Genomic DNA, 23505 nt, shown 5'->3' with positions numbered 1-23505 from the left:
GTACGTATGGTGTGGTGAAATACGGTGTGTTCGGTGAGCTTATGTGCATCGGCCGGGGCGTCCCGGCGGAATCCTAATCGGAGGGGGCGGCCTCCGCGCCCGCACCGGAATCTTCGGGTGCCTCGGATGCGTCGGCCTCGTCCTGCGGGGCGGGATGCGTGAGCGCGGTCCTCAACTCGTTGAAACGGTAAATCGTTAGTAGGGACAGGCCAACCTCGCTCACCCACACCAGACCTAGGCCACAGAGCACCAGCATCGGGTCGAAGCCCATGGAGACGCCCGCCCAGTCCAGCATGAGAAGCAGGAACGTGATGGGTGAGAGCACCAGCCCCACGCCAATGTACCCAATCAGCGAGCAAATCGCCCAGATGCTGTACACGGAGGTGTCGGCAACGTCGTTCGGCGGGCGCAGAAGCGGCCAGGCCTGGACGATGATGTACAGGGCCGCAAGCAGCCAGAAACAAATCGCCAGCGGCTGCGTGTACTGGGCGATGATGAGGCCCTCCGTCAGGCCCAGAACACTCAGAATGGCGACGCGCACCAGCAGGTTTTTGCGTAGCTGACGCTGGCGTATTCTAATCTCATCGCGGGAGTAGGTGCGCAGAAACGCCGGAAGCGCGGCCGGTGCCACCGCGGGGTTGAGGGAGGTGGTCGGGGCCTGCGCTACGTGCGCGGCGGGCAGGGCCGCTTCCTTCGGGGATGCAAGAGGCACGGCCTTCGCGGGAACCGTGCGGTGCATCGCGGTGGAGGGGACACTCACCTCCGCGGAGGCGGGCCGCAGGTCGCGGATGGGCGCCTGGTACCGGGTCCGCACGGCGGTGCCATCCGGGGTTTCGACGGACGGTGCGGAATCGTCTGTGGTCCGGTCCGGGGTACCCATATATCTCCTCCTGACGGCGTGGACGACGGTTTACGCCTCTACCGTATCATGCGCAGTTTAAGGCTCCCCGAACATGAAAGGAGGGGCAGACGGTGCCCTTTTAGCCGCCGGTGTCCTCCGAGAGCGGCCCGCGGTGGAAGGCCTCGTCACGCCCAATCACCCGGCGCAGAACCACCGCGTAGAACAGCGAGAAGAAAAACTCCAGCACGAATGACCCCATGACCGTAAATAGGGCTCCCGCGTAGAACGCCCCGAAGTGTTCAAAGAGCGCATCCGGCCCGTGCAGGGCGAATAGCAGGTACGCGAAGAAGACACCCATCACCGCGGCCAGGAGCGCCGAGACGGCGTTGCCCCAATAAATCAGCATGACGGAGCGGTCGGCGCGGTAGATGGTTGCCAACCAACCCTGCACGACCAGGTACACGAGGGGCACAGCACCCACGGGAAAGAGAGCCGCGCGCATGAAGAAGTACACCATGCCGAGCGCGGGGGCGATGAGCAGTACGACGCGCACCGCGTAGAGCACCTTTGCTGGCAGGGGCTCGCTACTGCCAATATCCCAGGGCTCCACAACGAGGGCCTCCGCGGGCTCGGAGAGTTCCGAGCCGCGGGGCCCCGCGGAGCACGGGCCGTGCTCCTCCGGCGGCTGCGCCGATTCAGACAACTGTGCCGATTCAGACGACTGCGCCGGTTCAGGCGCGTTAGCCCTCAAAAATACCTCGGGAACGGTCCTTGCGAACGCTCTCAGCCGGGAAGATGCGGCCGCTCATGCTGATGTACACGCCCGGATCCAGCAGGTTCAGGGCGGCGATTGCGGCACCCAGGTTGAAACCGGCGTCGGAGCGTGCCATGACGGCCGGCTGCATCGCGCCGGTCAGCACCACGACCTTCTCGCCCAGCTTCGCGTGCTCGAGCAGGTAGCGGGCGGTTTCGGGCATGGTATCGGTACCGTGGGTGATGAGCACCTGGGTGTTGGTGACGGCGTCCAGGGCCTCGGTCAGCTCGGCGCGGTCCTCGTCGGTCATATCCAGACTGTCCTTGCCGATGAGCGGGCGGATGTCGAAGCGCACGTCGGTGATGACGCGGTCGAGCAGGTCCTTGGCGGCGGGTTCGCCGATATCCATGGTGCCGGCGACGGAGTAAAACTTGTCGATCGTGCCGCCGGTGGCCAGAATCGTGATTTCTTCGGGGTTCTTAATGGTGACGCTCACGGGGTCTCCTCATCTCTTGAGCAACAGAACCAATAACGACACAAAAACCCGCCGACCCCCGCTGAGCGGGAGGCGACGGGTCGTTCGGTGCGCCCTGTGGGGCTCGAACCCACGACCTGCGGATTAAAAGTCCGTAGCTCTACCGACTGAGCTAAAGGCGCTCTTTCCGCATAGCTATACAGCCTGCAGATAAAAACTACTATACACTAACGGCTCTCGCCTCCGGAACGGTGCGGGGCGCGGCACGGCGGGCGAAAATGCGCGGGGTCACGGCAGGAGTACACTGGGTAATCCTATGTCTACATCCGCATCTTCCACCGGCGGACGCTCCCGCCGCCGCACGCATCACCGACCCGTCCTCTTTACCTCCGAGAAGTTCGAACGGCACGAGGGCGGCATGGATCCCGCCGCCCGCGAGGAGGCGGCTCACGCCTCGGCCCGCATCCTGCTGACGCGCGGGCGCGGCCGGGATCGAGAGCTGACCGAGCGGCTCGTCAGCTTCACCGACGACTACGGCATCGAAATGCTTGCCGAACTATGGTCGCACGCGAGCGCGCACTCCCTGCCGGGCGCGCTCTGGCGCATGTATCGACTGCGGGACACGGTGCACCGCTCCCCGCGCGGGGTGAGCCGTGCCTTTGAGCTGGGCATGGCGGAGGACTACCGCTCGCACGTGGTGGCGGGGGTGCCGGATCCGCCGGGCGCCGAGGAGGTTGTGCGCACGATTGACGAGATCCTGGCCGGTCTGTACACGGGGGACCTGGATATGGCGATGGAGCGGTGCGCGGCCTTCGCTCGCGTCGTGGCCCTGGGGATTCGCGTGGATTTCGCGCGGTACTCGCGTAATCCGGCGCCGGTGAGTCCGGTGGCGACGAGCCACGAGATTAAGCGTGAGGCGGTCGAGCGTCACCTGCGTATGCCGCGGCAGGCGGCGCAGCTCGAGCAGGACGCGCAGGACCTGGAGGCGGTGGCCGCCCAGTGGCGCGCCGCGGAGGCTTCTCGACGAGACCCGGAGGAAATCGCGTAGAGGCCGGATGCCCCACTCTGCTGGGTTCCTCGATTTGCCGACTGCCGGTGTTCGCGCCACGCTCGATCCCTGCCGATGGGGGCCCGATAAGGCGCTTTGTTGAAACGCGCAACACCCTCGTCAGAGTCTAGGTTTTAAGGCGGGACCGATGCATCAATATCGGGGTTAGTTTCGTGAGTTGGCACAGGTTCCACTTTGCACGCTAAGGGCGTGAAACGGGCGTTTTCGATTGACTCTTGCGGGGCGCGGGTAGATAATAATTACAAGATGTCGGGTTGCTAATAGGTAGCCCCGGGCTCCAAATCTTTAGCCGCTTCGAGCGGCCTTCCGCCGAGAGGCGCTCCCAACCCGACATCCCTAAACGTTCCGGTGGGGGTCGAGAAATCGACCCCCACCGTTTTATGTTTTCGGCCTGTATTTTATGGTCCGCATCCCGGTCTAGGCTAGCCCGTATCTCGGCCCGATTCAGCCCGGGATAGCTCGAGATAGCCCGGGTCGGTCTGGGCTGGTCCGGGCTGGTCCGGGCTTTCAGCCCACAGTTCCAGCGCCCGGTTCCGGCACCCGGTTTTGGCGTATCTCTTCACGCCGCACCACAGACTCCGTATATGCGAAATTGAGAATACATTATTGCGACTGGGTTCTGGGCACGGATTCCGGGTATAGGTTCTGGGCGTGGGTCGCGTCCAAAATACTCCTCAGCCCCGACCACTCGCTAGACTGGGAACTATGCTGCACCGCCTCTTCCCCCACGCGAACGAATCCCTCGCCTCCCTCGCCGAAATCTCGGCCCAGGTTGGCGAGGCCGCGGCGCTCCTCTCCGAAATGGTGGGCTCCCCCGTCGCCGAATACCCCGCCCTCTTCGAGCGCATGCTCGCGCACGAGGCCGACTCCACCGACCTGCTCTACCGCACCCTCACCGAGGTGCGTAGCTCCTTCTCCCCGCCGATTCCGCGCGAGGATATCTACACCCTGGCCCGTAAGCTCACCACCGCCGTTGAAAAGCTCACGAGCGCCGCGCACGTGCTGTCACTGCACAGCATTGACGGCTTTGCCACGCACATCACCTCGATTCTGGACATCATTCAGCGGCAGGCCGTACTCACCGCGACCGTCATCCCCAAGCTCGCCGATATCCGCGGTCTCGACAACTACTGGATGGACATGCTCCGCATCTCGCGGCAGGCCCTGCGCACCGCCGAAGAGTACGAAGCCCACATCTCCACCCGCTACACCCACGAACGCTACCGCCGCTACGTGACCTTCCTGGCCCAGCTGACCGCCGCCTCCAACGCGATGCGCGATGTCTCCACCGAGATTGGCCGCATCATCGTGCAGGAGTCCTAATGCTCCTGATTCCCTTCGCCCTCTGCGCGTTCGGCGCGGCCGTCTACGTGACCGGCATGCACGACGCCTCCAACACGGTCGCCGTGCCCGTGCGCACTCGCGCCCTCGGCGAACGCTCAGCCCTCTACCTGGCGGCGCTCTTCAACGTCCTCGGCGTCGTGAGCGCCTTCCTGCTGCTGGGCGAATACTCGGCCACCTGGGTGAGCGCCCCCGAGGGCGAGACCGGCCTGAGCGGCATCCTCGCCGCGCTGCTCGTCTGCTCCATCTGGGGCATGCTGACCTGGGCGCTCCGCCTGCCCTCTTCCTCGACCCACGCGCTCATCGGCGCGCTGGCCGGGGTCAGCTGGTGGGCCCGATTCAGCACGCAGGGTAGCCAGGAACTGCACCTCAGCTCGTTTCTGCCGCACATCTTCGAGGCGACCCTCTGGCCCCTGCTCTACCTGCCTCCACTGATTTTTGTTCTCTCCTGGGTCATGGTGATTCCCTTCTACCGGCTCGTGGTGGGGCACAACCCGCGCATGGTCAACCAGCGCTCCCGCGAGGTGCTCGCGGTGTCCTCCTCCGCGATTTCACTATTGCACGGAGTGCAGACAGGCTATCTGTACCTGCTCCTGTGGTCGCTCATGGTTCCCCTGCTCGGCGACCGTTCGGGCTCCGGCGGAACGTACCGTCTGGACACCGCAGGGATGCTCCTCGGCACGCTCTTTATCGCCCTGACCCTGGGCCTGGGAACGCTCAGCGGCGGGCGGCGCATCGGCTACACCTTCGCGTACAAGATGGTGCGCATCGATCCCCTCCGCGGCGCCGTCGCGCAGGGAACCACCGCCGCCGTGCAGATTCTTGGGTACTTTTTGCTGCAGGTTCCCTTCTCTTCGTCGCACCTGGCGACCGCATCGACCCTGGGCGCGGGTGTTAACCAGCGTTTCAACGCGTTGAAGCCCCGCATTGTGCTTCAGATTCTGCTGGTGTGGATTGTGACTATTCCGGCGTGTTTTATTGTCGGTGTGGCGGTCATGATGGCGGTTCAGGCGCTTCTCTGAGGCTTCGCGGGGCCGCCGTAGACCCCACCTGATTCCCTTTCTCATCTATGGTCGGCGCGGGTTGAGCGCGGGAGCTAACGCCCTTCATAATGGTGTGAGTTCACGAGCCTTCACACGACCTCCCCCAACTGATAAGTGACTATGCCCTCCCCCACCGTAGCTGTTCTGGTCCGCACGAAGGACCGCCCCCGTTTTCTGCGCCGCGCCCTGGCCAATATCGCCGAGCAGACCTTCACCGACTACACGGTCTGCGTCATCAACGACGGCGGGGACGAGCCTGCCACCCGCGCCATTCTGCAGGCTTCGCCCCTTGCGCACCTGCTGGAGGGCGATGCGCCGCGACTCATGCTGCTCACCACCGGCGGCGGGAATATGGAGGCGGCCTCAAACGCCGGGCTGGCGGCCACCGACAGCGAATTTGTGGCCATCCACGACGATGACGACCTGTGGGCCCCCGAGTTCCTGGAGCGCACCGTCGGGGCCCTGCGCGCAAGCGATGCACTCATCTGCTCGACCCGCGTGGTGGAACGCTACGAACGCGAAACCCCCGAGGGCGAGTTCGAGGTATACGAGGAGCGCATCTTCCACGACGGCCTGCCCGGGTTCGGACTGCAGTTCCTCTACCGCACCAACCGTGCGGTGCCCATTGGAATCCTCTACCGTCGCCGCCTGCACGAGCTGGTCGGTTTCTACGACGAGTCCCTGCCCGTGGTCGGCGATTGGGAGTTCAACCTGCGTGCCGCCGCCGTGACCGAGGTGCTGCTCGTGGACGAGCCCCTCGCCTACTGGTCGCTGCGCCCGGAGGCCGACGGCGCGGAGGCCAATAGCGTGCAGCGCCAGGCCGAGCACGCCCGTTTTGATGCAAGCGTGCGCGCCCGCGCGATTCGCGACGACCTACAGTCCGGCGGGCGCCCGGGCCCGTACCTCTACCAGGCGCACCTGATGGCCGATCTGGAACGTCGCGTGATTGACGGGCACGATCTGACCCGCGAATCCCTGGATCTTCTGCGTTCCCTCGGGAAGCGGCTAGAGCGCATTGAGGCTCGTCAGGCCGCTATGGATGCGCGTCAGCGCGAGCTGGAGGCCCGATTCGCTGCCGACCGGTCGCGGGGACGCGGCACCCTGCGCACTCTGAGTTCCGCGGCCCGCTCCCTCGCGCGGCGCATGCGTTCCGCAACGCCTCACGGGGAGGGCCGCTAACCCATGACGGAGAACGCTCATTCTACTCATTCCCGCGCGCCGCGCGTGCTCGTGGTCGGCGATATCGGCCAGCACACCTACCACGTGGGCGACGAGGCGATGACCATTGCGAGCGCTCAGGCACTTGCCGAAGGCGACGCGGAGGTCACCCTCATGACCCGCGACGAGCGACACTCGGCGCGGTACCTCAACGCGCCCCGCGGCGCAGAGGGCGATGGCTACTCCTACCTGCCGTTTTTCCTCTTCCCCTGGGCGCCGGCCGAGCGTGAGCTGACCCTCGCGGCGCTCGAGTGCGTCCTGACTGAGCTGCACGCCGACCGGGAGCGGCCCTCCATCGCCGAATTGGTGGCACTACCGCAGGTGCAGGCGCTGCCCGAGGTGTTGCACCCGCTGGAACAGACCGTCGAACGCATGGTGGGCTTCGCGGACTCCATCGCCGCCATGGACGCGGTCGTCATCTCGGGCGGCGGCAACCTCAACTCCCGCTTCGGTTGGCTCCTTTACGAGCGTGCCGCGGTGACCCTCGCCACCGAGTACGCCGGTGTTCCCCTATTCGTGACCGGCCAGTCCTTGGGCCCGGTCCTCAACCCCGAGGATGCGCAGGTTCTGGAGCGTATGCTCCGCACCGCCCGTTCGGTGACGGTACGCGAAAGCTCCTCGCTCGCCTGGTGCCGCGAACGGGATATTGACGCGCGCCTGAGCGTGGATGACGCTACCGACTACCCGACGGTTTACCCGGCACGCACCCTGCACTATGCGGAGGGTATTTCAGCAAGTCAGGCACTTAACGAGCTGCCGGAGCACTACGTCTGCGTGACCGTCAACGAATGTACCGACCAGCAGGCTCAGCAGATTGCGCGCCTACTCGACGGCATGTGGCGCGAGCACGGCTACGCGCCCGTGTTTCTGAGCCACTACGGTGACCCGCAGGACCCGACCAGCGGCGATATTCAGGCGCACCAGCGCATCGCCGAGCGGCTCAGCCCCTCCACCCCGGTGACCCTGCTGCCGATTCTGCACGCCGACCAGAGCGTCGCAGTGCACCGTGCGGCGGCGTTCACCCTGACCAGCCGCTACCATCCGGCGGTCTTCTCGGCCGCGGCCGGTATTCCGGTGCTCGCGCTGATTCCCGATGCGTTCACGCAGATGCGGGTGGGCGGCGCGCTGAGCCAGTACGGGCTGGGCGAGTTCACCCTGCCGTTGGGTATGCTCGCAGGTGCTGTTCCCGAGCTGATGGTTGCCGCAGCTCTACGACATGCGGCGGTAGCAACGGATGCGCGCCGCACCGAGCTGCTGGAGGCGCTACAAGCCGAACGTGCCTACCTGCTGACGCAGATTCTTGCGCACGGTGAAGAGAAGCCCGGAAAAACAGAAGCCCCCGCACCCTTCCCCGCCGCGACACAAGTCCCGGCGCTACCCGAGCCGCTGGGTGCGACCGTGCGCGCCGCCCGCGACCTCTTTACGGCTACGAGCCTGACGGCCGGGTTCGAGTGGGCCATGTCCGACCGGGCGCACTCCTGGGATGCCGTGCACCGCGCCGAGCTCGAGCGCCTGCTGGCCGAGCGGGAAGAGCCCCGCGAGGCGGCCGGCCCCGGCGACAACGAACCTCGAGGGGAAGCCCGGGACGAGCGTAACCCCGAGCCGCCGGAGCCCGAGAACCGCACCGGCTTTCTGCGCCGGGTGGCCCGCCGCATCCGCGGCTAGGTCGGCTACCCCTCTGGGCGCTCTTCCGGCGCCGCGCAGAACCTCCAGCACCCCCAACGCCGTAGAGAGCGCCCGACCTGGCCGGGGGTGCAGGTCGCACGTCACAGAACCGCATACTCCGGCCTCCCCTCGCCCCGCTCGGCTCGACGGTATGATGGTTCCCATGGCACAATTCGCAGACATTCTTCGCAACGCAGAACGTAGTACTCGACAGTTCATCCGTGAGGGTGTTCACCGAGTCCGAGCAGACTTCTTTCAGTCTGTGCAGATTGTTGCGGCGTCTATGGGCGCTTGGCTTTTCGCTGAGCGCGTCCTGGGCCACCACGAGCCCATTTTCGCGCCGGTCGCTGCCCTCGTATCCCTCGGCTATGTAAGCGGTGCCAAGCATTCCCGCCGAATCCTTGAGGTCTCCTTCGGCGTGACCCTCGGCATTCTCATTGGCGACCTTCTGCTGATCCTGCTCGGTCACGGTACCTGGCAGGCGGCAGTGGTGCTTTTCTTGACCGTGATTATTGCCCGATTTATTGATAAGGGCATTATTTTTACGATTCAGCTCAGCTTCCAGGCCTGTTTCACGTTGCTACTGCCCGTACCTGACGATGCGTTCACCCGCAGTTTCGACGGCATTGTGGGTGGCGCCTTTGCATTCCTCACCATGTACCTGATGCCGCGCGACCCGCGCAAGAACCCGCGTGCCCGCGCACAGGCCCTCATGGATACGTTCGCGAAGGTTTTCCAGCTCTCCTCCGAGGCAATCCGCTACTACGATTACAACAAGGCTTACCAGAGCCTGCTCGATGCGCGCGCCCTGCAGCCGCTCTACGATGCGTGCCGCGGCGACCTCATCACCGCGCAGGGCATGAACGACCTGTCGTGGAATAGCCGCAAGAACCGCGAGGAGCTGGAACGCATGGCGAAGACCCTCGCCGCGGTGGATTTGGCCATTCGTAACGACCGCGTGCTCAACCGTCGCATGGCCTCAACCATTCGCCACGTGCAGCTGCGTTCGGCCGCTCAGGTATCGCTGAGCAAGGCTCTGGACGAGCTGTCGCTGGCCTCCCAAAGCATCGGCCTGGGCATGTCTGCGCCGAAGAAGGAGGAGCGCGAGCACTACATGAAGAAGGCGCAGGACCGCATGGTGCGCCTGGCCGGAACCCTCGACCCGCACTACATGGGTGTGGCCTCCTTCGAGGGCGAGTCGCTGGTGCTGATGCTGCGCCTCATCGTGGTGGACTTCATGGAGGCCACCGGCATGAGCCACAAGGAGGCTCTGGACAAGCTAATGCCCCTGGGCGAGGCCATGACGCAGCACGCCCCGAGCACCTCCTCCCTGCCGGTGATTGACCTGCACGTGAGCTCTGAAGAGATGGAGGCGCGCGCCGCCGAAATGGGCGCCGCCACCGTGACGGGTACCGTTCCGGAGAACGCTTCGGAGAATATCCAGCGACAGCCCGATCAGCTACACACCCGTTCGATCAACATCATGCTGTTCGAGAACGAGGAGGAGAACGCCTCCCAGCCGCGCACCGACCGTCCCTCGCAGGTTCGCCGGGACTAACGGGGTCGGCGGACCAGCCGCAAAGCATAGAGGAGGGGGCTCCCGGCGACCTTCACGTCAGCAGGGAGCCCCCTCCTCCGCTATCTCTATGCTGTTGATGCGCGGGCGGCTACTTCTGCGGGAAGAGTAGTGCCAGCGCCTCGCCCAGGGTGGTCACCTCACGCACGGTCACGCCCTCGGGTACGTCCCCCACGCCGGTCGGGGAGGCGGGCACCAGCACGTGTGTGAAGCCCAGGCGGCCCACCTCCGCGATGCGCTGACGGATGCCCGGCACGGCGCGCACTTCACCGGCCAGGCCGACCTCGCCGAAGACCGCGAGTTTGCGCGGTAGCGGCTTATTTTGCGCCGCCGAGGCAAGCGCCATGACGCACGCCAGGTCGGCGGCGGGCTCCGCAATTTTCGCGCCGCCCACCGTCGAGACATAGCAGTCGAGCTTGCCCACGTTCAGCCCGGCGCGGCGCTGCAGCACCGCCAACAGCATCTGAATACGCGCCGAATCCAGGCCCGAAACGGTGCGTCGAGGTGCCGGTGCTACCGCCTGATCCAGCAGCGCCTGAACCTCCGCGAGCAGGGGGCGGCGGCCCTCCATCGTAACGGTCACGCAGGTGCCCGCCACCGGGTGCGGGGTACTGGAGACGAACATGCCGGAGGGGTCCAGCACGGGCGCGATGCCGTCCTCGTGCATGTCAAAGCAGCCCACCTCGTCGGTGGGGCCGAAGCGGTTCTTAATCGCGCGCAGCATGCGGATATTCGAGTGCTTGTCGCCCTCGAACTGGCAGACCACGTCCACCAGGTGCTCGAGCAGGCGCGGGCCCGCGATGGTGCCCTCCTTGGTCACGTGCCCCACGAGCAGGGTGCACATATTGCGTTCCTTCGCGGCTGCAATCACGGAGGCGGCGACCTCGCGCACCTGGGTGACACCACCGGCGCTACCCTCAACTTCCGCGGAGGCGAGGGTCTGCACGGAATCGATGACCAGCAGCGCCGGGTCAATCTGCTCGATGTGAGCCAGGGCGGTACCGAGGTCGGTTTCGCTGGTCAGGTAGAGGGTTTCCGCGATGGCACCGATGCGGTCGGCGCGAAGCTTGACCTGCGCGGCGGATTCCTCGCCGGTGATGTACAGGACCGGGCGCGGCGGCTGGGTGTTCTGCGCAGAGGTGTTTTGCGCTGGGGTGTTCGTACGGTTCTGCGCGCCCTTCTGCCCCGCAATCCCGGCGGTGCCGCGCGCGAAGGTGGCGGCAACGTCCAGCAGTAGGGTGGACTTGCCCACGCCGGGTTCGCCCGCCATGAGGATGACCGCGCCGGGCACGAGTCCGCCGCCGAGTACGCGGTCAAATTCGGGGTTTCCGGTGCTCATGTAGGCGGCCACACGCGAGTCGACCTCGGCGATGGGCTGGGCGGGTTTCTGCACGCTGGATGCGGCACGGGTGCGCGCGCGGGTTCCCCCGGCGGCTTCTTCGACGGTGCCCCAGGTCTGACACTCGCCGCAGCGGCCCACCCACTTGGCGGTGGTCCAGCCACATTCGGTGCAGCGGTAGGCGGGGGCGGTTTTGGTGGTCTTGGTGCGGGCGCTCATGGCTCTATTGTAGGGGCGGGCCCGCTTTCTTACCGGGGCGAAGGTCATCTCTCGCGACGGGCGTACAGCGGGGTGGCCCGCGCCCGTAAAACCATCCGGGGCCGCCGCAAGTGCCTCCCGGGGAACAACATTTCAACATCGTTTAAAATCAAGAATATCTATTCGTTTTTAAGGCACTTTAGCTCGCCGTTTCGCCCCTGACATCGCCCTTTAGGTGCGATTATGGGTACAATGGTCTTCGTGCAGATGAATTATAGTGACCTTTTGCTGAAAACTATCGCCCGAATCGCCCCCGGCACCGAGCTTCGCGAGGGCCTGGAACGCATCATGCGTGGCCGTACGGGCGCACTCATCGTACTCGGATCCGACCGCACCGTATCCTCCCTGTCGTCGGGCGGTTTCAACATCGACACTGAGTTTTCGGCAACCCGCCTGCGCGAGCTGGCGAAGATGGATGGCGCCATCATCTGCGACCGCGACGCCACCCGCCTGCTGCACGCCGGCGTGCAGCTTATGCCGGACGCCTCCATCGATACGAACGAGTCCGGCACCCGCCACCGCACCGCCGAGCGCACCGCGATTCAGACCGGTTTCCCGGTGATTTCGGTGAGCGCCTCAATGTCCGTGATTTCGGTGTACGTTGACGGCACCCGCTACACGGTCGAGGACAGCCAGTACCTCATGGCCCGCGCGAACCAGGCGATTCAGACCCTTGAAAGCTATAAGAAGCGCCTGCGCTCTGTGCTCTCCAGCCTGTCTGCCCTGGAGATTGAGTCGAACGTTTCCCTGGCGGATGTGGCGATGACCCTGCAGCGCATGGAGATGGTGAACCGCATCATCCGCGAGGTCAGCCACTACGTGTTGGAGCTCGGTATGCACGGCCGCCTGATTGCCCTGCAGCTGGAGGAACTACGCTCCCCCGAAATGACCGCCAGCGACCTGATTCTGCGCGATTACCTACCCGAGGTGAACGACGAGCTGATTGCCGCCGGTGTTGAGGCGCTCCAGAACCTGAACGATATGGATATCGTGGATTTGCGCGCGATTGCCCGCACTGTCGGCTTTGGTGAGAACCCCGACCTGGAGCTTCCCCTACAGCCGCGTGGTTTCCGTTTGCTGGCTGGTATTCCGAGCATTCCGAATGCGATTGCCGAACGCCTCGTGGAGCGCTTCGGTAGCCTGCAGGCTCTCATGGCGGCATCCCTTGAGGATTTGCGTGCCGTGGACGGTGTGGGTGAGGCTCGTGCCCGCACGGTGCGTGAGCAGCTGACCCGCATGGCGGAGAGTAGCCTGGAACGATACCTCTAATCACCCGGGCACACCTCTAGCACTTGAGAACGGTTCCGGGTATGATGGGTTGACAGGGATTTCCCCTCGTCCAGGCCATACCACGTCATGAGGAGGTCACTATGGCCAAGCGCTCCGTCCCGTTCTTTGTGTGGGCTTCCCCCATTCTTTTTCTGATTTACCTGCCACTGCTGTGGTTCCGAGTCATCCCCAACTCCTTTGAGGTGACCGACCCGCCCACCCTGCTTCTAGCTGCCCTGCAGTGGACCGTCTTTGGTGGCTTGCTCGGCTACTTGGGTGAGCGCCGCTTCTCCAAGCCGCGCACCTCCAAGTAGCACACCTCCAGGTAGCGCCACGCAACAGCCTTATACGAAAAGCCCCCGCGCCGGAGAGTATCCGGTGCGGGGCTTCTTACGCCCGCTCACGGGCGAAAACTATGGGGGGGGGGCTCGGCGAAGCGACTACTGAATCACGAAGTTCACCTTGGTCGAGGTTACGCCGTTCACCGTTGCGGTTGCCCAGTAGGAACCCTTCTGGGCGTTCGAAGCAGCGGAGCAGCCCAGAACGTTGATCTTGCGATCCCAGGCCAGGTCGGTTGCACCCTCGGCGCCCGCGGCAACCTCAGCCTTCGGCAGGGTGGTCGCGGTGCACAGGCTACGGGTGTACACCTGCGCCGATCCCGAGGTGATGTTCAGGTCCACGCCGGTATTCGCACCCTCGCCACCCACGGCGCAGGGGGTCTTCGAGGAGTTCGTGTAGGTCACGTGGAACGAGACCTGCTCGCCCGCGGCGAACGTGCGCTTCGCGGGGGTAACGGTCACCTTCAGGTCGTTCGCGGTGCAGGCTGCCACCACACCCGCCGCGCTTGCGCTCGGGGTGGCGGAGGGGGTGGCCTGCGCGGTCTTGGCCTCGCTCGGCTTTGCCTCGGGGCTCTTGGTTTCAGCCGCCTTGGTCTCGGTGGCATTAGGGGAGGCACTCTTGGTCGTCGTCTCGCTCGGGGAGGCAGAAGGACTTGCCGAGGCGGAAGCGCTAGCCGAGGCCGTTTCGGAGGGACGCGCGCTGAAGCTCTGGAAGGGCGCACCGGTGGCCGTCGCGGTAGAAGCGACGGTGGCGTCCTTCTTGTTATTAATCATGCCGACGATGCTCGTCACGCCCGCAACCAGCAGGAGAATGACGGCGAGCAAGGCAACAACCGCCACGATGCGACGGCGGCGGTAAACTTCGGGAGGCAGAACGGGACCGTTTTCAGACATACTCTAAGGATACCGGGTTTCAACCTTAGATTCACCATGAACCCATTCCATGCCGTTTTGGGAATATATAGCCCGTGACGTAGGCTTTTCTGATGATTCAAGAAGCAGCAGACCCCGCAAATCACCTCCCACAAGGCATCAAGCCGCACCTTCTGCACGAACGCATTAATGGCTGGTTCCTGCAGAACGCACGCGACCTGCCCTGGCGCCGCGACGACTGCTCGCCCTGGGGCGTGATGGTCAGCGAATTCATGCTACAGCAGACCCCCGTCAAGCGCGTCCTGCCCGTCTGGGAGGAGTGGATGCGCCGCTGGCCCACCCCCGCAGACCTGGCCGCCGAGCCCGTCTCGGAGGCGGTGCGCGCCTGGGGTCGCCTGGGTTACCCGCGCCGCGCTCAGCGCCTGCACGGGGCTGCCGTGGCGATTGTGGAGCGGCATGATGGTAAGGTTCCCGCCGACCACGATGCGCTCCTCGACCTGCCGGGCGTGGGCTCCTACACGGCCGCCGCCATCAGCGTTTTCGCGTTCGGCCTGCGAGAGACGGTCATCGACACGAATATTCGCCGCGTGCACGCCCGCGCCGTCAGCGGCAAGGCTCTCCCCTCCCGCTCGCTGACGGCCGCCGAAACCCGCCTGGCCGAGGCACTCATGCCCGCCGATACCCCCACCTCCTGCGTGTGGAACGCGGCGACCATGGAGCTCGGTGCGCTGGTCTGCACCGCGAAGTCCCCGACCTGCGAGCAGTGCCCCGTGCAGGATGTGTGCGCCTGGATTGCGGCCGGCCGACCCGATGCTGAGTACACGCCAAAGGGCCAGGCCTGGCACGGCACGGACCGCCAGGTGCGCGGTGCCGTCATGGCGGTTCTCCGCGCCGCCCACGAGCCCGTGGAGCGCAGCCTCATCCTGGATGCAGCCTCGGCCACCGGTGCTGCCGCCTCGCCCGACCTGGTGTTCCCCGCGAATGTTCCGGCCGAGGTGCACCGCCCGCTCAAGGCGTTGTACGCGCTCTCCCCCGCCTCCGAACAGCTGCAGCGCTGCTACGCGGGCCTTCTGGCTGATTCTCTGGCCCGTGAGGTACCGGAGGGCGGGCGAGTGCTCGTTTCGCTTTAGAAGGGCCCCAGAGGACCTTAGACCAGAGGGCCTTAGAATGCGCAAAACGCCCGAGGGGCGGCACCGAATAACCGGTACCGCCCCTCGGGCGTTTTGTGCGCTAGAGCTTAGCGGCCTAGCGCCTAGTCGTTACCCTGGCCCTCGCGGACCTCGGAAGCGGGAGCCTCGGAAGACTCGCCCTCCTTCACGGGCTCCTTCACGGACTCCAGGGAGAGCTCCTTCATCGGCTGAGACGAGAAGACGAACTTCGCGGAGTCGCCCTCGCCCTCAACGTCCACGGTGATCTTCTCGCCGGGCTTGATGTCGCCGAAGAGAATCTTCTCGGACAGGGCGTCCTCGATGTTGCGTTGCATCTCGCGGCGCAGCGGGCGGGCACCCATAGCCGGGTCGTAACCCTTGGCTGCCATGAGGGCCTTCGCCGCGTTGGTCAGCTCGATGGACATATCCTGCTCCGCCAGGCGCTTGGCCAGGCGACCCACGAACAGGTCCACAATCTGCAGAATCTCGGATTCCGAGAGCTGCGGGAAGACGATAATGTCATCCACACGGTTCAGGAACTCGGGACGGAAGTGCTCCTTGAGGCTTTCCATCACGCGAGCCTGCATGCGCTCGTAATCGGCGGCGGAATCGTCCATGGCCTGGAAACCAACCGGGATGCGGCGGTTCACATCGCGGGAACCCAGGTTGGTGGTCATGATGATTACGGTGTTCTTGAAGTCCACCACGCGACCCTGCGAGTCGGTCAGGCGGCCGTCCTCAAGAATCTGCAGCAGCGAGTTGAACAGGTCGGAGTGAGCCTTCTCCACCTCGTCGAACAGGACCACGGAGAAGGGCTTGCGGCGCACCTTCTCGGTCAGCTGACCGCCCTCTTCGTAGCCAACGTATCCGGGAGGGGCACCGAACAGACGGGAGACGGTGTGCTTCTCCTGGTACTCGGACATGTCCAGGGTGATGAGGGCATCCTCGTCACCGAAGAGGAACTCGGCCAGGGCCTTAGCAAGCTCGGTCTTACCCACACCGGTCGGGCCTGCGAAGATGAACGAGCCACCGGGACGGTGCGGATCCTTCAGACCCGCACGGGTACGACGAATCGCACGGGACAGGGCCGCAATGGCGTGCTCCTGACCAATGACGCGCTTGTGGAGCTCCTGCTCCATGGTCAGCAGGCGGCTGGACTCTTCCTCGGTGATCTTGTAGACGGGCACGCCGGTGGAGGCGGCCAGAACCTCGGAAATCACCTCGGGGGTCACGACGCCGTAGGCGTCTCCGCCACCCTCGCGCCATTCCTTCTCTGCGGCTTCCTTCTCGGCCAGGACCTTCTGCTCCTGGTCGCGCAGGCCGGCTGCCTTCTCGTAATCCTGCGAGTTGATGGCCTCTTCCTTCTGCTGGCGCAGCTTGGCGGCTTTCTCGTCCAGAATCTTAATTTCCGGCGGAGCGGTCATGCGCTTGATGCGCAGGCGCGCACCGGCCTCGTCAATCAGGTCGACGGCTTTATCCGGCAGGAAGCGGTCGGAGATGTAGCGTGCCGCGAGGTTCACGGCGGTCTCAATCGCCTCGTCGGTGATGGTGACACGGTGGTGAGCCTCGTACTTATCGCGCACACCCTTCAGAATCTGCACGGCGAGCTCCTGGGAGGGCTCGTCCACCAGAATCGGCTGGAAGCGGCGCTCCAGGGCGGCGTCCTTCTCGATGTGCTTGCGGTACTCGTCCAGGGTGGTTGCACCGATGGTCTGCAGCTCGCCTCGAGCCAGCATGGGCTTGAGGATGGAGGCAGCGTCAATCGCGCCTTCGGCGGCACCGGCACCCACCAGGGTGTGGATCTCGTCGATGAACAGAATGATGTCGCCGCGGGAGCGAATCTCCTTCAGGACCTTCTTCAGGCGCTCTTCAAAGTCACCGCGGTAGCGGGAACCGGCCACGAGGGAGCCGAGATCCAGGGTGTACAGGTGCTTATCCTTGAGGGTCTCGGGGACGTCACCGTGCACGATGGCCTGGGCCAGGCCCTCAACCACGGCGGTCTTACCCACACCGGGCTCACCGATCAGCACGGGGTTGTTCTTGGTGCGGCGAGAGAGAACCTGCATGACGCGTTCCATCTCGTGGTGACGGCCAATCACCGGGTCCAGCTCGCCCTCACGCGCTGCGGCGGTGAGGTTGCGGCCGAACTGATCCAGAATCGTGGAACCCGCGGGAGTGCCTTCGCGAGAGTTACCTGCACCCACGCCGGCAGTTTCCTTCTCGCCGGAGTTGTTGCCGGGGTAGCCGGAAATCAGGTCCATGACAGCCTGGCGCACGGCGGCGGGCTCAGCGCCCAGCTTAACGAGCACCTGGTTTGCCACGCCCTCGTTCGCACGAACCATGCCCAGCAGGATGTGTTCGGTGCCGATGTAGCCGTGGTTCAGCTGAATAGCCTCGCGCATGGACAGTTCGAGAACCTTCTTCGCGCGGGGGGTGAAGGGGATGTGTCCGTTGGGGGCCTGGGGGCCGGGGCCGACGATGTCCTGAACCTGTTCACGTACTGCGTTCAGGGTAACGCCCAATGATTCCAGGGCGCGTGCACCGATGCCTTCGCCCTCGTGAATCAGACCGAGCAGCAGGTGTTCGGTACCGATGTAGTTGTGGTTGAGCATGCGTGCCTCTTCCTGGGCAAGCACCACAACGCGCCGAGCTCGGTCGGTAAAGCGTTCAAACATTTACGCACTCCTTGCATTTTCCTATTGATACAAGAGTACGTTGAGTGCCGGGTTTCTGCCCTGCGCTCGGGCATCTGTTCGCCATCAAGAGAACGGAAAGGGCGCGGGCGGAAGGCAATCGGGGCGGACGGATTCCTTTGCCGGGGCTCAGCAGCGCGTCCGCTCATCTTTCGAAGCGCCCGGCACCTTTTTGAGGGTCGCCTCGCGACACTCGAATGCACATATTGCCGAACACAAACACAGAAAAATCCACGTATAGGAATACGATAGGCCCAGATTATCTGCAGAGAATCCCGGATATTGCAGAATATGCACTGTCTTTCAAAGTATATGCACGCCAATCACTCGACGGGACGACAATAATTCCTGGGCTCGCGCGAGAATCTCACTACATGATTCACGACTTCCCCATCATTCCCTAAAGCGCGTAAAAATACATAAAGATATAGATGCCACGAACGGGTGAATAATCCCGGAAATAATGACACGCGCACTCATCGCTCACGAGTTATTCGCGCGGAGAGAATCAATCTGGGGCTATGCCCTTATAAATACGGACGCAATGATATCGACATTCCGTCTGTACATTCTGGCGAGTGCAGGAAATTGCACTCTCTGCTGCCAACAATATGTTTTACAAGTAAATTAAACATGCTGGTGCCTCGGTAGGACACCGCACGCTTTCCCCCACCCTCCAGGATTGATAATTCAAATCCTCGCGCCACAGCCCCGATATTTACCGCCACATAAAAACGCTCACGGCGGATAGCGATAATCGCTATCCGCCGTGAGCGTACACAATGCATTTGCTCCGCGCGGAGCAAAACCCGAAGGGGCTAGAAATTAAGCCTGTTCCTTCATTGCTGCGTAGTATGCATCCTGAATGTCCTGGTGGATGCGGCCGCGGTCGGAAACCTTGTGGCCGTTAGCCTTAGCCCACTCGCGAATCGCTGCGGTCTCGGGGTTACGCTTGACCGGAGCGGCGGTACCGCGGGGTGCGCGGGTGCGCTGAGCGGAGCCCTGCACGCGGCGGGACTTAGCTACGAAGGGGCGGATAGCGTCGCGCAGGCGTGCGGCGTTTGCGGAGGACAGGTCAATCTCGTAGTGAGCGCCGTCCAGGCCGAAGCGGATGGTCTCGTCGGCGGGGCCGCCGTCCAGATCGTCTTCAAGGATGATGCGAACCTTCTGTGCCATAAATGGCACCTCCCTTTATCTGTTGCATATATCCTATGGGCGCAAAACCCTGAAGCCCCTATCGAAAATTGATAGAGAAAAAGTGTGCCGGATATACATATGTACTAATTTCCTATATATCGTAACAGAAATACCGGAGGCGTTCATTGCGCAAACCGGCAAAATAGATGGGTAAATAACACCCGAGAATAATATGAGGAATATTTCCGGGAATATCATCCTCGAATCATCGGCAATACGGAGACTGTTCTCTGTACGCATATTATCGCCTCCGCTGTGCGGGTCGGCTCATTAAATAGCCCGCCGGCTGAACGCTAGAGACGCGCCGCGTGCATTTGAATGGTGCGCGTCAGGAAATCAGCAGGAATAATCTCGCGGATAATCCTTCATCCCGCGCGGAACGGCAAAACTATCTCAACGGTATATTCCACACCCGCACGCTCCTATTCATTGCGAATCCGTAAGTCTTCACCGAGAATACTTTTCGCTCACCGCCCCCATATACGGCTGACTAGCCAAAACTACGCTACAGCCGGAGAATTTCAAACCGATAAAAGCCGCCCGAAAACACCACATCCGAAAGCGCCGAAGCAAAAACGCCGAGATGAAAACACGACTACGAGAAACACGGAGCCGAGCCCGCCCGAGCCCATTTAGGGCTGAGTACCGGATTCACTCGGGCAGGGCATACGAGAGCGGGGGCCGCGAGCGCACACGCGCCCGCGGCCCCCGCCGCGTTCAAACCCGGAACGCCCCGCGCAAACACGCGCGGAACGAGTCCGGGCCCTCAAGATAAGAAATTAAGCTTCCGGCTTCATGAGCGGGAACAGAATCGTCTCGCGAATACCGGGCTGGCGCACCACGGTACCCGGACGCTCCGGGTCCTGGTCGCCGGCCAGCAGCATAATCAGACGATCGATGCCCAGACCAATGCCACCCATCGGGGGTGCACCGTGCTCCAGGGCGCGCAGGAAGTCCTCATCCAGCTCCATCGCCTCATCGTCACCGGCGGCAGCCAGCAGCGACTGGGCGGTCAGACGCTCACGCTGAATCACCGGGTCAATCAGCTCGGAGAACGCGGTACCGCGCTCCATGCCGCCGATAATCAGGTCCCAGGCCTCAATCAGCGGCGCACCGGAACGGTGCGGGCGGGCCAGCGGCTGGGCGCTCGGCGGGTAATCGTACACGAAGGTCGGGTTCACCAGGGTCGGCTCGACAATCTCGCCGAAGAGCTCGATGACGAGCTTCTCTGCGTCCCACTTCGGGTCGATGTCAACCTCGTGCTTCTCGGCAATCTCGCGCAGAACGGATGCGTCGGTCTCCGGGGTAATCTCGACGCCCACGGCCTCGGACAGGCCCGGGTACACGCCAACCCACTTCCACTCGCCGAACAGGTCAATGGTGCCGTTTTCAGTCTCAATACGCTCGGTACCGACGGCCTTGGCGCAGCTCTGGATAATCTCCTTCATGCGCTCGGCCATTACGAACTGGTCGGCGTACGCCTCGTAGCACTCCAGGGTGGTGAACTCGGGGCTGTGGGTCGAGTCGACGCCCTCGTTGCGGAACACGCGACCAATCTCGTACACGCGCTCAATACCGCCCACCACGGCGCGCTTGAGCGGCAGCTCGGTCGCGATGCGCATGGTCATCGGCTGGTCGAAAGCGTTCAGGTGGGTGCGGAACGGACGAGCCGTCGCGCCACCGTGAATCAACTGCAGGACCGGGGTCTCAACCTCGACGTAGCCGTGCTCGTCCAGTACGCGGCGCACGGTGCGGGTAATCAGGGCACGCTTCTTCACCAGCTCGCGGGCCTCCTCGCGCACCATCAGGTCCAGGTAGCGCTGGCGCACGCGGGTTTCCTCGTTCAGGTCCTTGTGCAGAACCGGCATGGGGCGGATAGCCTTCGAGGCCATCTTCCATTCGGTCACCATGATCGACAGCTCACCGCGGCGAGACACAATCACGCGGCCGGTCACGAACACGTGGTCACCCAGGTCAACCAGGGACTTCCACTCGGCCAGGGACTCCTCGCCCACCTCAGCCAGCGACAGCATCGCCTGGATGCGCTTACCCTCGGTACCACCCTGCAGGGTCACAAAGCACAGCTTACCGGTGTTACGAACGAACACCACGCGGCCGCCCACGTGCACCACGCGGTCGGTCTCGTCGCCAGCCTTCATCTCGCCGGACTCCAGCTTCGGGTCGTACTCGGCGCGCAGATCCTCGATGTGGTTGGGCTCCACACGGTTACCCTCGGAATCCAGCAAGCCCACCGGGTATGCCTCACGACCCGACTCAATCAGCTTCGCGCGCTTCTCCAGGCGAATCTGCATCTGCTCGGACATATCAGCAATCGCCGGTGCGGCGTGGTGCTCAGTGCTCACGGTGATACCTATCTGTGTAGTGTGTTGGGAAGTCTCTAAACGAAATTCAGCGAACGCTTAGCGCAGGTCCATGTTGTCAATCAGGCGGGTCGGGCCCACATACGCGGCGACCAGGGCCAGCACGCGCTCCGAATCCTCGGTCGGCTCGCCGAAAGTCATCGGGTCGACCAGTTCCAGGTAATCGAGGCGCACGCCCGGGGTGGAGTTGATGCGCTCGCGCGCGCCCTCCAGGTCAATCTCGTGGAAGCCGCGGTTCAGCGAGTTCTCGCGCAGCATGGCCAGGGTGCGGGAGAGCACCAGAGCCGATTCGCGCTCCTCATCCGACAGGTAGCCGTTGCGCGAGGAGAGGGCCAGGCCGTTATCGTCGCGCACAATGGCCACGGGGCGCAGGGTCACGTCGTGGTTGAAGTCGTGAACCATGCGCTGAATCAGGATGTACTGCTGGGCGTCCTTCTGGCCGAAGTACGCGTTCACCGGGTGCGAGCCGGCGGCGGGGCGAATGATGTTGAAGAACTTATTCACCACGGTCAGCACGCCGTCGAAGTGTCCGGGGCGGGTTGCGCCCTCGAACTTGGTGCCCAGCTCACCGCTCGAGATGCGGATCAGCGGGTCGCCGTCGGGGTACATCTCCTCCACCGAGGGGGCGAAGATGATGCTCACGCCGGCGGCACCAGCCAGCTCGGCGTCGGCCTCAAGGGTGCGCGGGTACGCCTCGTAGTCCTCGCCGGGGCCGAACTGCAGCGGGTTCACAAACACAGAGGCGGCAACAACGTCGTTCTGCTCGGAAGCGCGGCGCAACAGGGTGGCGTGGCCATCGTGGAGGGCACCCATAGTGGGCACGTAACCCAGGGTGGCGGTACGGTACTGAACGTCAGTGCCGTTCTGCTCCGCCTCGAGGCGGGCAGCACGGTCCAGGGCGTCCTGCGCGGTGGCCAAAGCCTGCGCGATAGCGGTGCGGAACTCCGCAATAGTGGTCACGACGCGGGGCATCGAAGTCTCAGTCATGACGAGAACTCCTTGTTTTCGGGGGCAGAATCGTCGGTGTCGCCGGTGTACTCCACGTTCGCGGAAGGTTCCACCAGGCTTTCGATCCGTTCCAGTTGTTCATCGTTTAACAAACCTCTATTATGCGCCCTTTTTGCGGTCGCATGCGCCAGAGCGGCGTAAGAGTCTGTAATATCACCTGTTTTTTCTCCCTGTGCATACTCGCCGAGCGCCCTCATGTGGGCGGCCACGGTACCCGCATCGCCGCGCGCAACGGGACCGGTTAGGGCCCCTTCGCCGCTTGCGAGCGCGTTATCCACGGCCGCGCGGACCAGCGGACCCATATAGTGGGCCGGGTCCTCAATGCCGATGGATGCGAGCATCTGCTGAGCCTGGCCCAGAATCGTCACGAGGTGATTCGAGGCGTGGGCCAGGGCTGCGTGGTACAGGGCTCGGTCGGCTTCGGCCACGTGGACGGGCTCGCCACCCATCTCAACCACCAGGGCCTGCGCGATGGGCAGGAAGGGAGCGGGGCCGGTCACCGCGAAGCTCGTGCCGTTCAGACGCTGCAGGTCCATGGACAGGCCCGTGAAGGTCATGGCCGGGTGAATGGCCAGGCCAATGGCGCCCAGGGCCGTTGCGGGGGCGAAAACCTCCGTGCCGTGACGGCCGGAGGTGTGCACCAAAAGCTGACCGGCGGTGATGCTCCCGGAGGAGGCCAGGTAGGTGATGAGGCCCGGCAGCTCGTCGTCGGGGACGGCCAGAATCAGCAGTTCGCTCCGTTCGGCAATCTGTTCCACCGGAAGCAGCGGCACATCGGGGAGCAGCATCGCGGCGCGCTCCCGGGAGGCCTCGGACACCGCGTGAACACCCACAATCGTGTGCTCGCAGGCGCGCAGGGCCGCGCCGAGGACGGCGCCAGCCTTCCCGGCTGAAATGATTCCGATGCCCAAACGGGCGGGTTTTGAATGGTGTACCACGGTTCTTAAGTATATTCGCCCGCACCGGGCGGCGCCTCCGGCTGGTTTACGCCTGTGGATAACCCGGCCGCGCGTCGGGTG

19 protein-coding genes and 1 tRNA gene are annotated in these 23505 nt (G+C 63.9%); 9 read left to right on the top strand and 11 right to left on the bottom strand.

The features are described 5' to 3' along the window. Positions 1-73: 73 nt before the first annotated feature. From HMPREF2944_RS04835 to HMPREF2944_RS04820, 4 genes are all read right to left on the bottom strand, one after another. A complete protein-coding gene (locus tag HMPREF2944_RS04835; protein WP_070681042.1) occupies positions 74-880 on the bottom strand; it encodes an organic solvent tolerance protein OstA in 807 nt (268 codons plus the stop codon). Positions 881-980: 100 nt separating this feature from the next. Further along, positions 981-1544: a hypothetical protein gene (locus tag HMPREF2944_RS04830; protein WP_070681039.1), complete on the bottom strand. Its 564-nt coding sequence runs from the start codon at positions 1542-1544 to the stop codon at positions 981-983. Between the two features lie 37 nt (positions 1545-1581). After that, on the bottom strand, positions 1582-2091 hold the full coding sequence (locus HMPREF2944_RS04825) for an asparaginase domain-containing protein (RefSeq protein ID WP_049333411.1): 510 nt from the start codon (positions 2089-2091) through the stop codon (positions 1582-1584). An 88-nt stretch (positions 2092-2179) separates the two neighbouring features. Next, positions 2180-2252, bottom strand: a tRNA-Lys gene (locus tag HMPREF2944_RS04820). Between the two features lie 134 nt (positions 2253-2386). On the opposite strand from HMPREF2944_RS04820, the gene HMPREF2944_RS04815 reads away from it, so the two are divergent. From HMPREF2944_RS04815 to HMPREF2944_RS04790, 6 genes are all read left to right on the top strand, one after another. Beyond that, positions 2387-3118 carry a histone acetyltransferase gene (locus tag HMPREF2944_RS04815; protein ID WP_070681036.1) on the top strand — a complete coding sequence of 244 codons (732 nt, stop codon included), beginning with the start codon at positions 2387-2389 and terminating at the stop codon, positions 3116-3118. Between the two features lie 726 nt (positions 3119-3844). Continuing rightward, a complete protein-coding gene (locus HMPREF2944_RS04810) occupies positions 3845-4462 on the top strand; it encodes a phosphate transport regulator (RefSeq protein ID WP_070650004.1) in 618 nt (205 codons plus the stop codon). Next, on the top strand, positions 4462-5502 hold the full coding sequence (locus tag HMPREF2944_RS04805; RefSeq protein ID WP_070650005.1) for an inorganic phosphate transporter: 1041 nt from the start codon (positions 4462-4464) through the stop codon (positions 5500-5502). Before HMPREF2944_RS04810 ends, HMPREF2944_RS04805 begins: the two co-directional genes overlap by 1 nt. Before the next feature lie 141 nt (positions 5503-5643). Further along, on the top strand, positions 5644-6702 hold the full coding sequence (locus tag HMPREF2944_RS04800; RefSeq protein WP_070681033.1) for a glycosyltransferase family 2 protein: 1059 nt from the start codon (positions 5644-5646) through the stop codon (positions 6700-6702). Between the two features lie 3 nt (positions 6703-6705). Further along, positions 6706-8406 carry a polysaccharide pyruvyl transferase family protein gene (locus HMPREF2944_RS04795; RefSeq protein ID WP_070681031.1) on the top strand — a complete coding sequence of 567 codons (1701 nt, stop codon included), beginning with the start codon at positions 6706-6708 and terminating at the stop codon, positions 8404-8406. A gap of 163 nt (positions 8407-8569) precedes the next feature. After that, positions 8570-9964 carry an FUSC family protein gene (locus HMPREF2944_RS04790; protein WP_246826261.1) on the top strand — a complete coding sequence of 465 codons (1395 nt, stop codon included), beginning with the start codon at positions 8570-8572 and terminating at the stop codon, positions 9962-9964. A 109-nt stretch (positions 9965-10073) separates the two neighbouring features. Here the strand turns inward: HMPREF2944_RS04790 and HMPREF2944_RS04785 are convergent, their stop codons facing one another. After that, positions 10074-11540 carry a DNA repair protein RadA gene (locus HMPREF2944_RS04785; protein ID WP_049344304.1) on the bottom strand — a complete coding sequence of 489 codons (1467 nt, stop codon included), beginning with the start codon at positions 11538-11540 and terminating at the stop codon, positions 10074-10076. 231 nt (positions 11541-11771) lie between these two features. On the opposite strand from HMPREF2944_RS04785, the gene disA reads away from it, so the two are divergent. After that, complete coding sequence (gene disA / locus HMPREF2944_RS04780; protein WP_070681152.1) at positions 11772-12848, top strand: DNA integrity scanning diadenylate cyclase DisA; 1077 nt, start codon at positions 11772-11774, stop codon at positions 12846-12848. 101 nt (positions 12849-12949) lie between these two features. Beyond that, a complete protein-coding gene (locus HMPREF2944_RS04775; protein WP_070681027.1) occupies positions 12950-13162 on the top strand; it encodes a phosphoglycerol transferase in 213 nt (70 codons plus the stop codon). A gap of 126 nt (positions 13163-13288) precedes the next feature. Here HMPREF2944_RS04775 and HMPREF2944_RS04770 read toward each other — a convergent pair whose 3' ends face one another. After that, positions 13289-14080 (bottom strand): hypothetical protein, encoded by a 792-nt coding sequence (locus tag HMPREF2944_RS04770; RefSeq protein ID WP_070542085.1) that lies wholly within the window; start codon positions 14078-14080, stop codon positions 13289-13291. A 92-nt stretch (positions 14081-14172) separates the two neighbouring features. Between HMPREF2944_RS04770 and HMPREF2944_RS04765 the strand changes: the two genes are divergently transcribed. Next, positions 14173-15189 carry an HhH-GPD family protein gene (locus tag HMPREF2944_RS04765; protein WP_070681025.1) on the top strand — a complete coding sequence of 339 codons (1017 nt, stop codon included), beginning with the start codon at positions 14173-14175 and terminating at the stop codon, positions 15187-15189. A 122-nt stretch (positions 15190-15311) separates the two neighbouring features. Here HMPREF2944_RS04765 and HMPREF2944_RS04760 read toward each other — a convergent pair whose 3' ends face one another. From HMPREF2944_RS04760 to HMPREF2944_RS04740, 5 genes are all read right to left on the bottom strand, one after another. Continuing rightward, entirely contained in the window at positions 15312-17882 is a 2571-nt protein-coding gene (locus tag HMPREF2944_RS04760; protein WP_070681021.1) for an ATP-dependent Clp protease ATP-binding subunit, read from the bottom strand. 843 nt (positions 17883-18725) lie between these two features. Further along, on the bottom strand, positions 18726-19076 hold the full coding sequence (locus tag HMPREF2944_RS04755) for a histone-like nucleoid-structuring protein Lsr2 (protein ID WP_049333459.1): 351 nt from the start codon (positions 19074-19076) through the stop codon (positions 18726-18728). Positions 19077-19876: 800 nt separating this feature from the next. Continuing rightward, positions 19877-21409 (bottom strand): lysine--tRNA ligase, encoded by a 1533-nt coding sequence (gene lysS, locus HMPREF2944_RS04750; RefSeq protein WP_246826266.1) that lies wholly within the window; start codon positions 21407-21409, stop codon positions 19877-19879. Between the two features lie 108 nt (positions 21410-21517). Beyond that, positions 21518-22465 (bottom strand): pantoate--beta-alanine ligase, encoded by a 948-nt coding sequence (gene panC / locus HMPREF2944_RS04745; protein WP_049345429.1) that lies wholly within the window; start codon positions 22463-22465, stop codon positions 21518-21520. Continuing rightward, entirely contained in the window at positions 22462-23424 is a 963-nt protein-coding gene (locus HMPREF2944_RS04740; RefSeq protein WP_070681019.1) for a Rossmann-like and DUF2520 domain-containing protein, read from the bottom strand. Before HMPREF2944_RS04740 ends, panC begins: the two co-directional genes overlap by 4 nt. Between the last annotated feature and the right edge of the window lie 81 nt (positions 23425-23505).

Origin of the sequence: Rothia sp. HMSC072E10 (genome assembly GCF_001813965.1) — a bacterium.
In the GTDB taxonomy this organism is placed as follows: Bacteria; Actinomycetota; Actinomycetes; order Actinomycetales; family Micrococcaceae; genus Rothia; species Rothia mucilaginosa_A.
This window is presented reverse-complemented; position numbering and strand designations above follow the sequence as displayed.

Coding starts and splice junctions, on each gene's coding strand:
- disA (WP_070681152.1), top strand. CDS start 11,772: ATGGTCTTCGTGCAGATGAATTATAGTGACCTTTTGCTGAAAACTATC.
- HMPREF2944_RS04765 (WP_070681025.1), top strand. CDS start 14,173: ATGATTCAAGAAGCAGCAGACCCCGCAAATCACCTCCCACAAGGCATC.
- HMPREF2944_RS04775 (WP_070681027.1), top strand. CDS start 12,950: ATGGCCAAGCGCTCCGTCCCGTTCTTTGTGTGGGCTTCCCCCATTCTT.
- HMPREF2944_RS04760 (WP_070681021.1), bottom strand. CDS start 17,882: ATGTTTGAACGCTTTACCGACCGAGCTCGGCGCGTTGTGGTGCTTGCC.
- HMPREF2944_RS04790 (WP_246826261.1), top strand. CDS start 8,570: ATGGCACAATTCGCAGACATTCTTCGCAACGCAGAACGTAGTACTCGA.
- HMPREF2944_RS04815 (WP_070681036.1), top strand. CDS start 2,387: ATGTCTACATCCGCATCTTCCACCGGCGGACGCTCCCGCCGCCGCACG.
- HMPREF2944_RS04755 (WP_049333459.1), bottom strand. CDS start 19,076: ATGGCACAGAAGGTTCGCATCATCCTTGAAGACGATCTGGACGGCGGC.
- panC (WP_049345429.1), bottom strand. CDS start 22,465: ATGACTGAGACTTCGATGCCCCGCGTCGTGACCACTATTGCGGAGTTC.
- HMPREF2944_RS04785 (WP_049344304.1), bottom strand. CDS start 11,540: ATGAGCGCCCGCACCAAGACCACCAAAACCGCCCCCGCCTACCGCTGC.
- HMPREF2944_RS04835 (WP_070681042.1), bottom strand. CDS start 880: ATGGGTACCCCGGACCGGACCACAGACGATTCCGCACCGTCCGTCGAA.
- HMPREF2944_RS04810 (WP_070650004.1), top strand. CDS start 3,845: ATGCTGCACCGCCTCTTCCCCCACGCGAACGAATCCCTCGCCTCCCTC.
- HMPREF2944_RS04795 (WP_070681031.1), top strand. CDS start 6,706: ATGACGGAGAACGCTCATTCTACTCATTCCCGCGCGCCGCGCGTGCTC.
- HMPREF2944_RS04805 (WP_070650005.1), top strand. CDS start 4,462: ATGCTCCTGATTCCCTTCGCCCTCTGCGCGTTCGGCGCGGCCGTCTAC.
- HMPREF2944_RS04800 (WP_070681033.1), top strand. CDS start 5,644: ATGCCCTCCCCCACCGTAGCTGTTCTGGTCCGCACGAAGGACCGCCCC.
- lysS (WP_246826266.1), bottom strand. CDS start 21,409: ATGCAGATTCGCCTGGAGAAGCGCGCGAAGCTGATTGAGTCGGGTCGT.
- HMPREF2944_RS04770 (WP_070542085.1), bottom strand. CDS start 14,080: ATGTCTGAAAACGGTCCCGTTCTGCCTCCCGAAGTTTACCGCCGCCGT.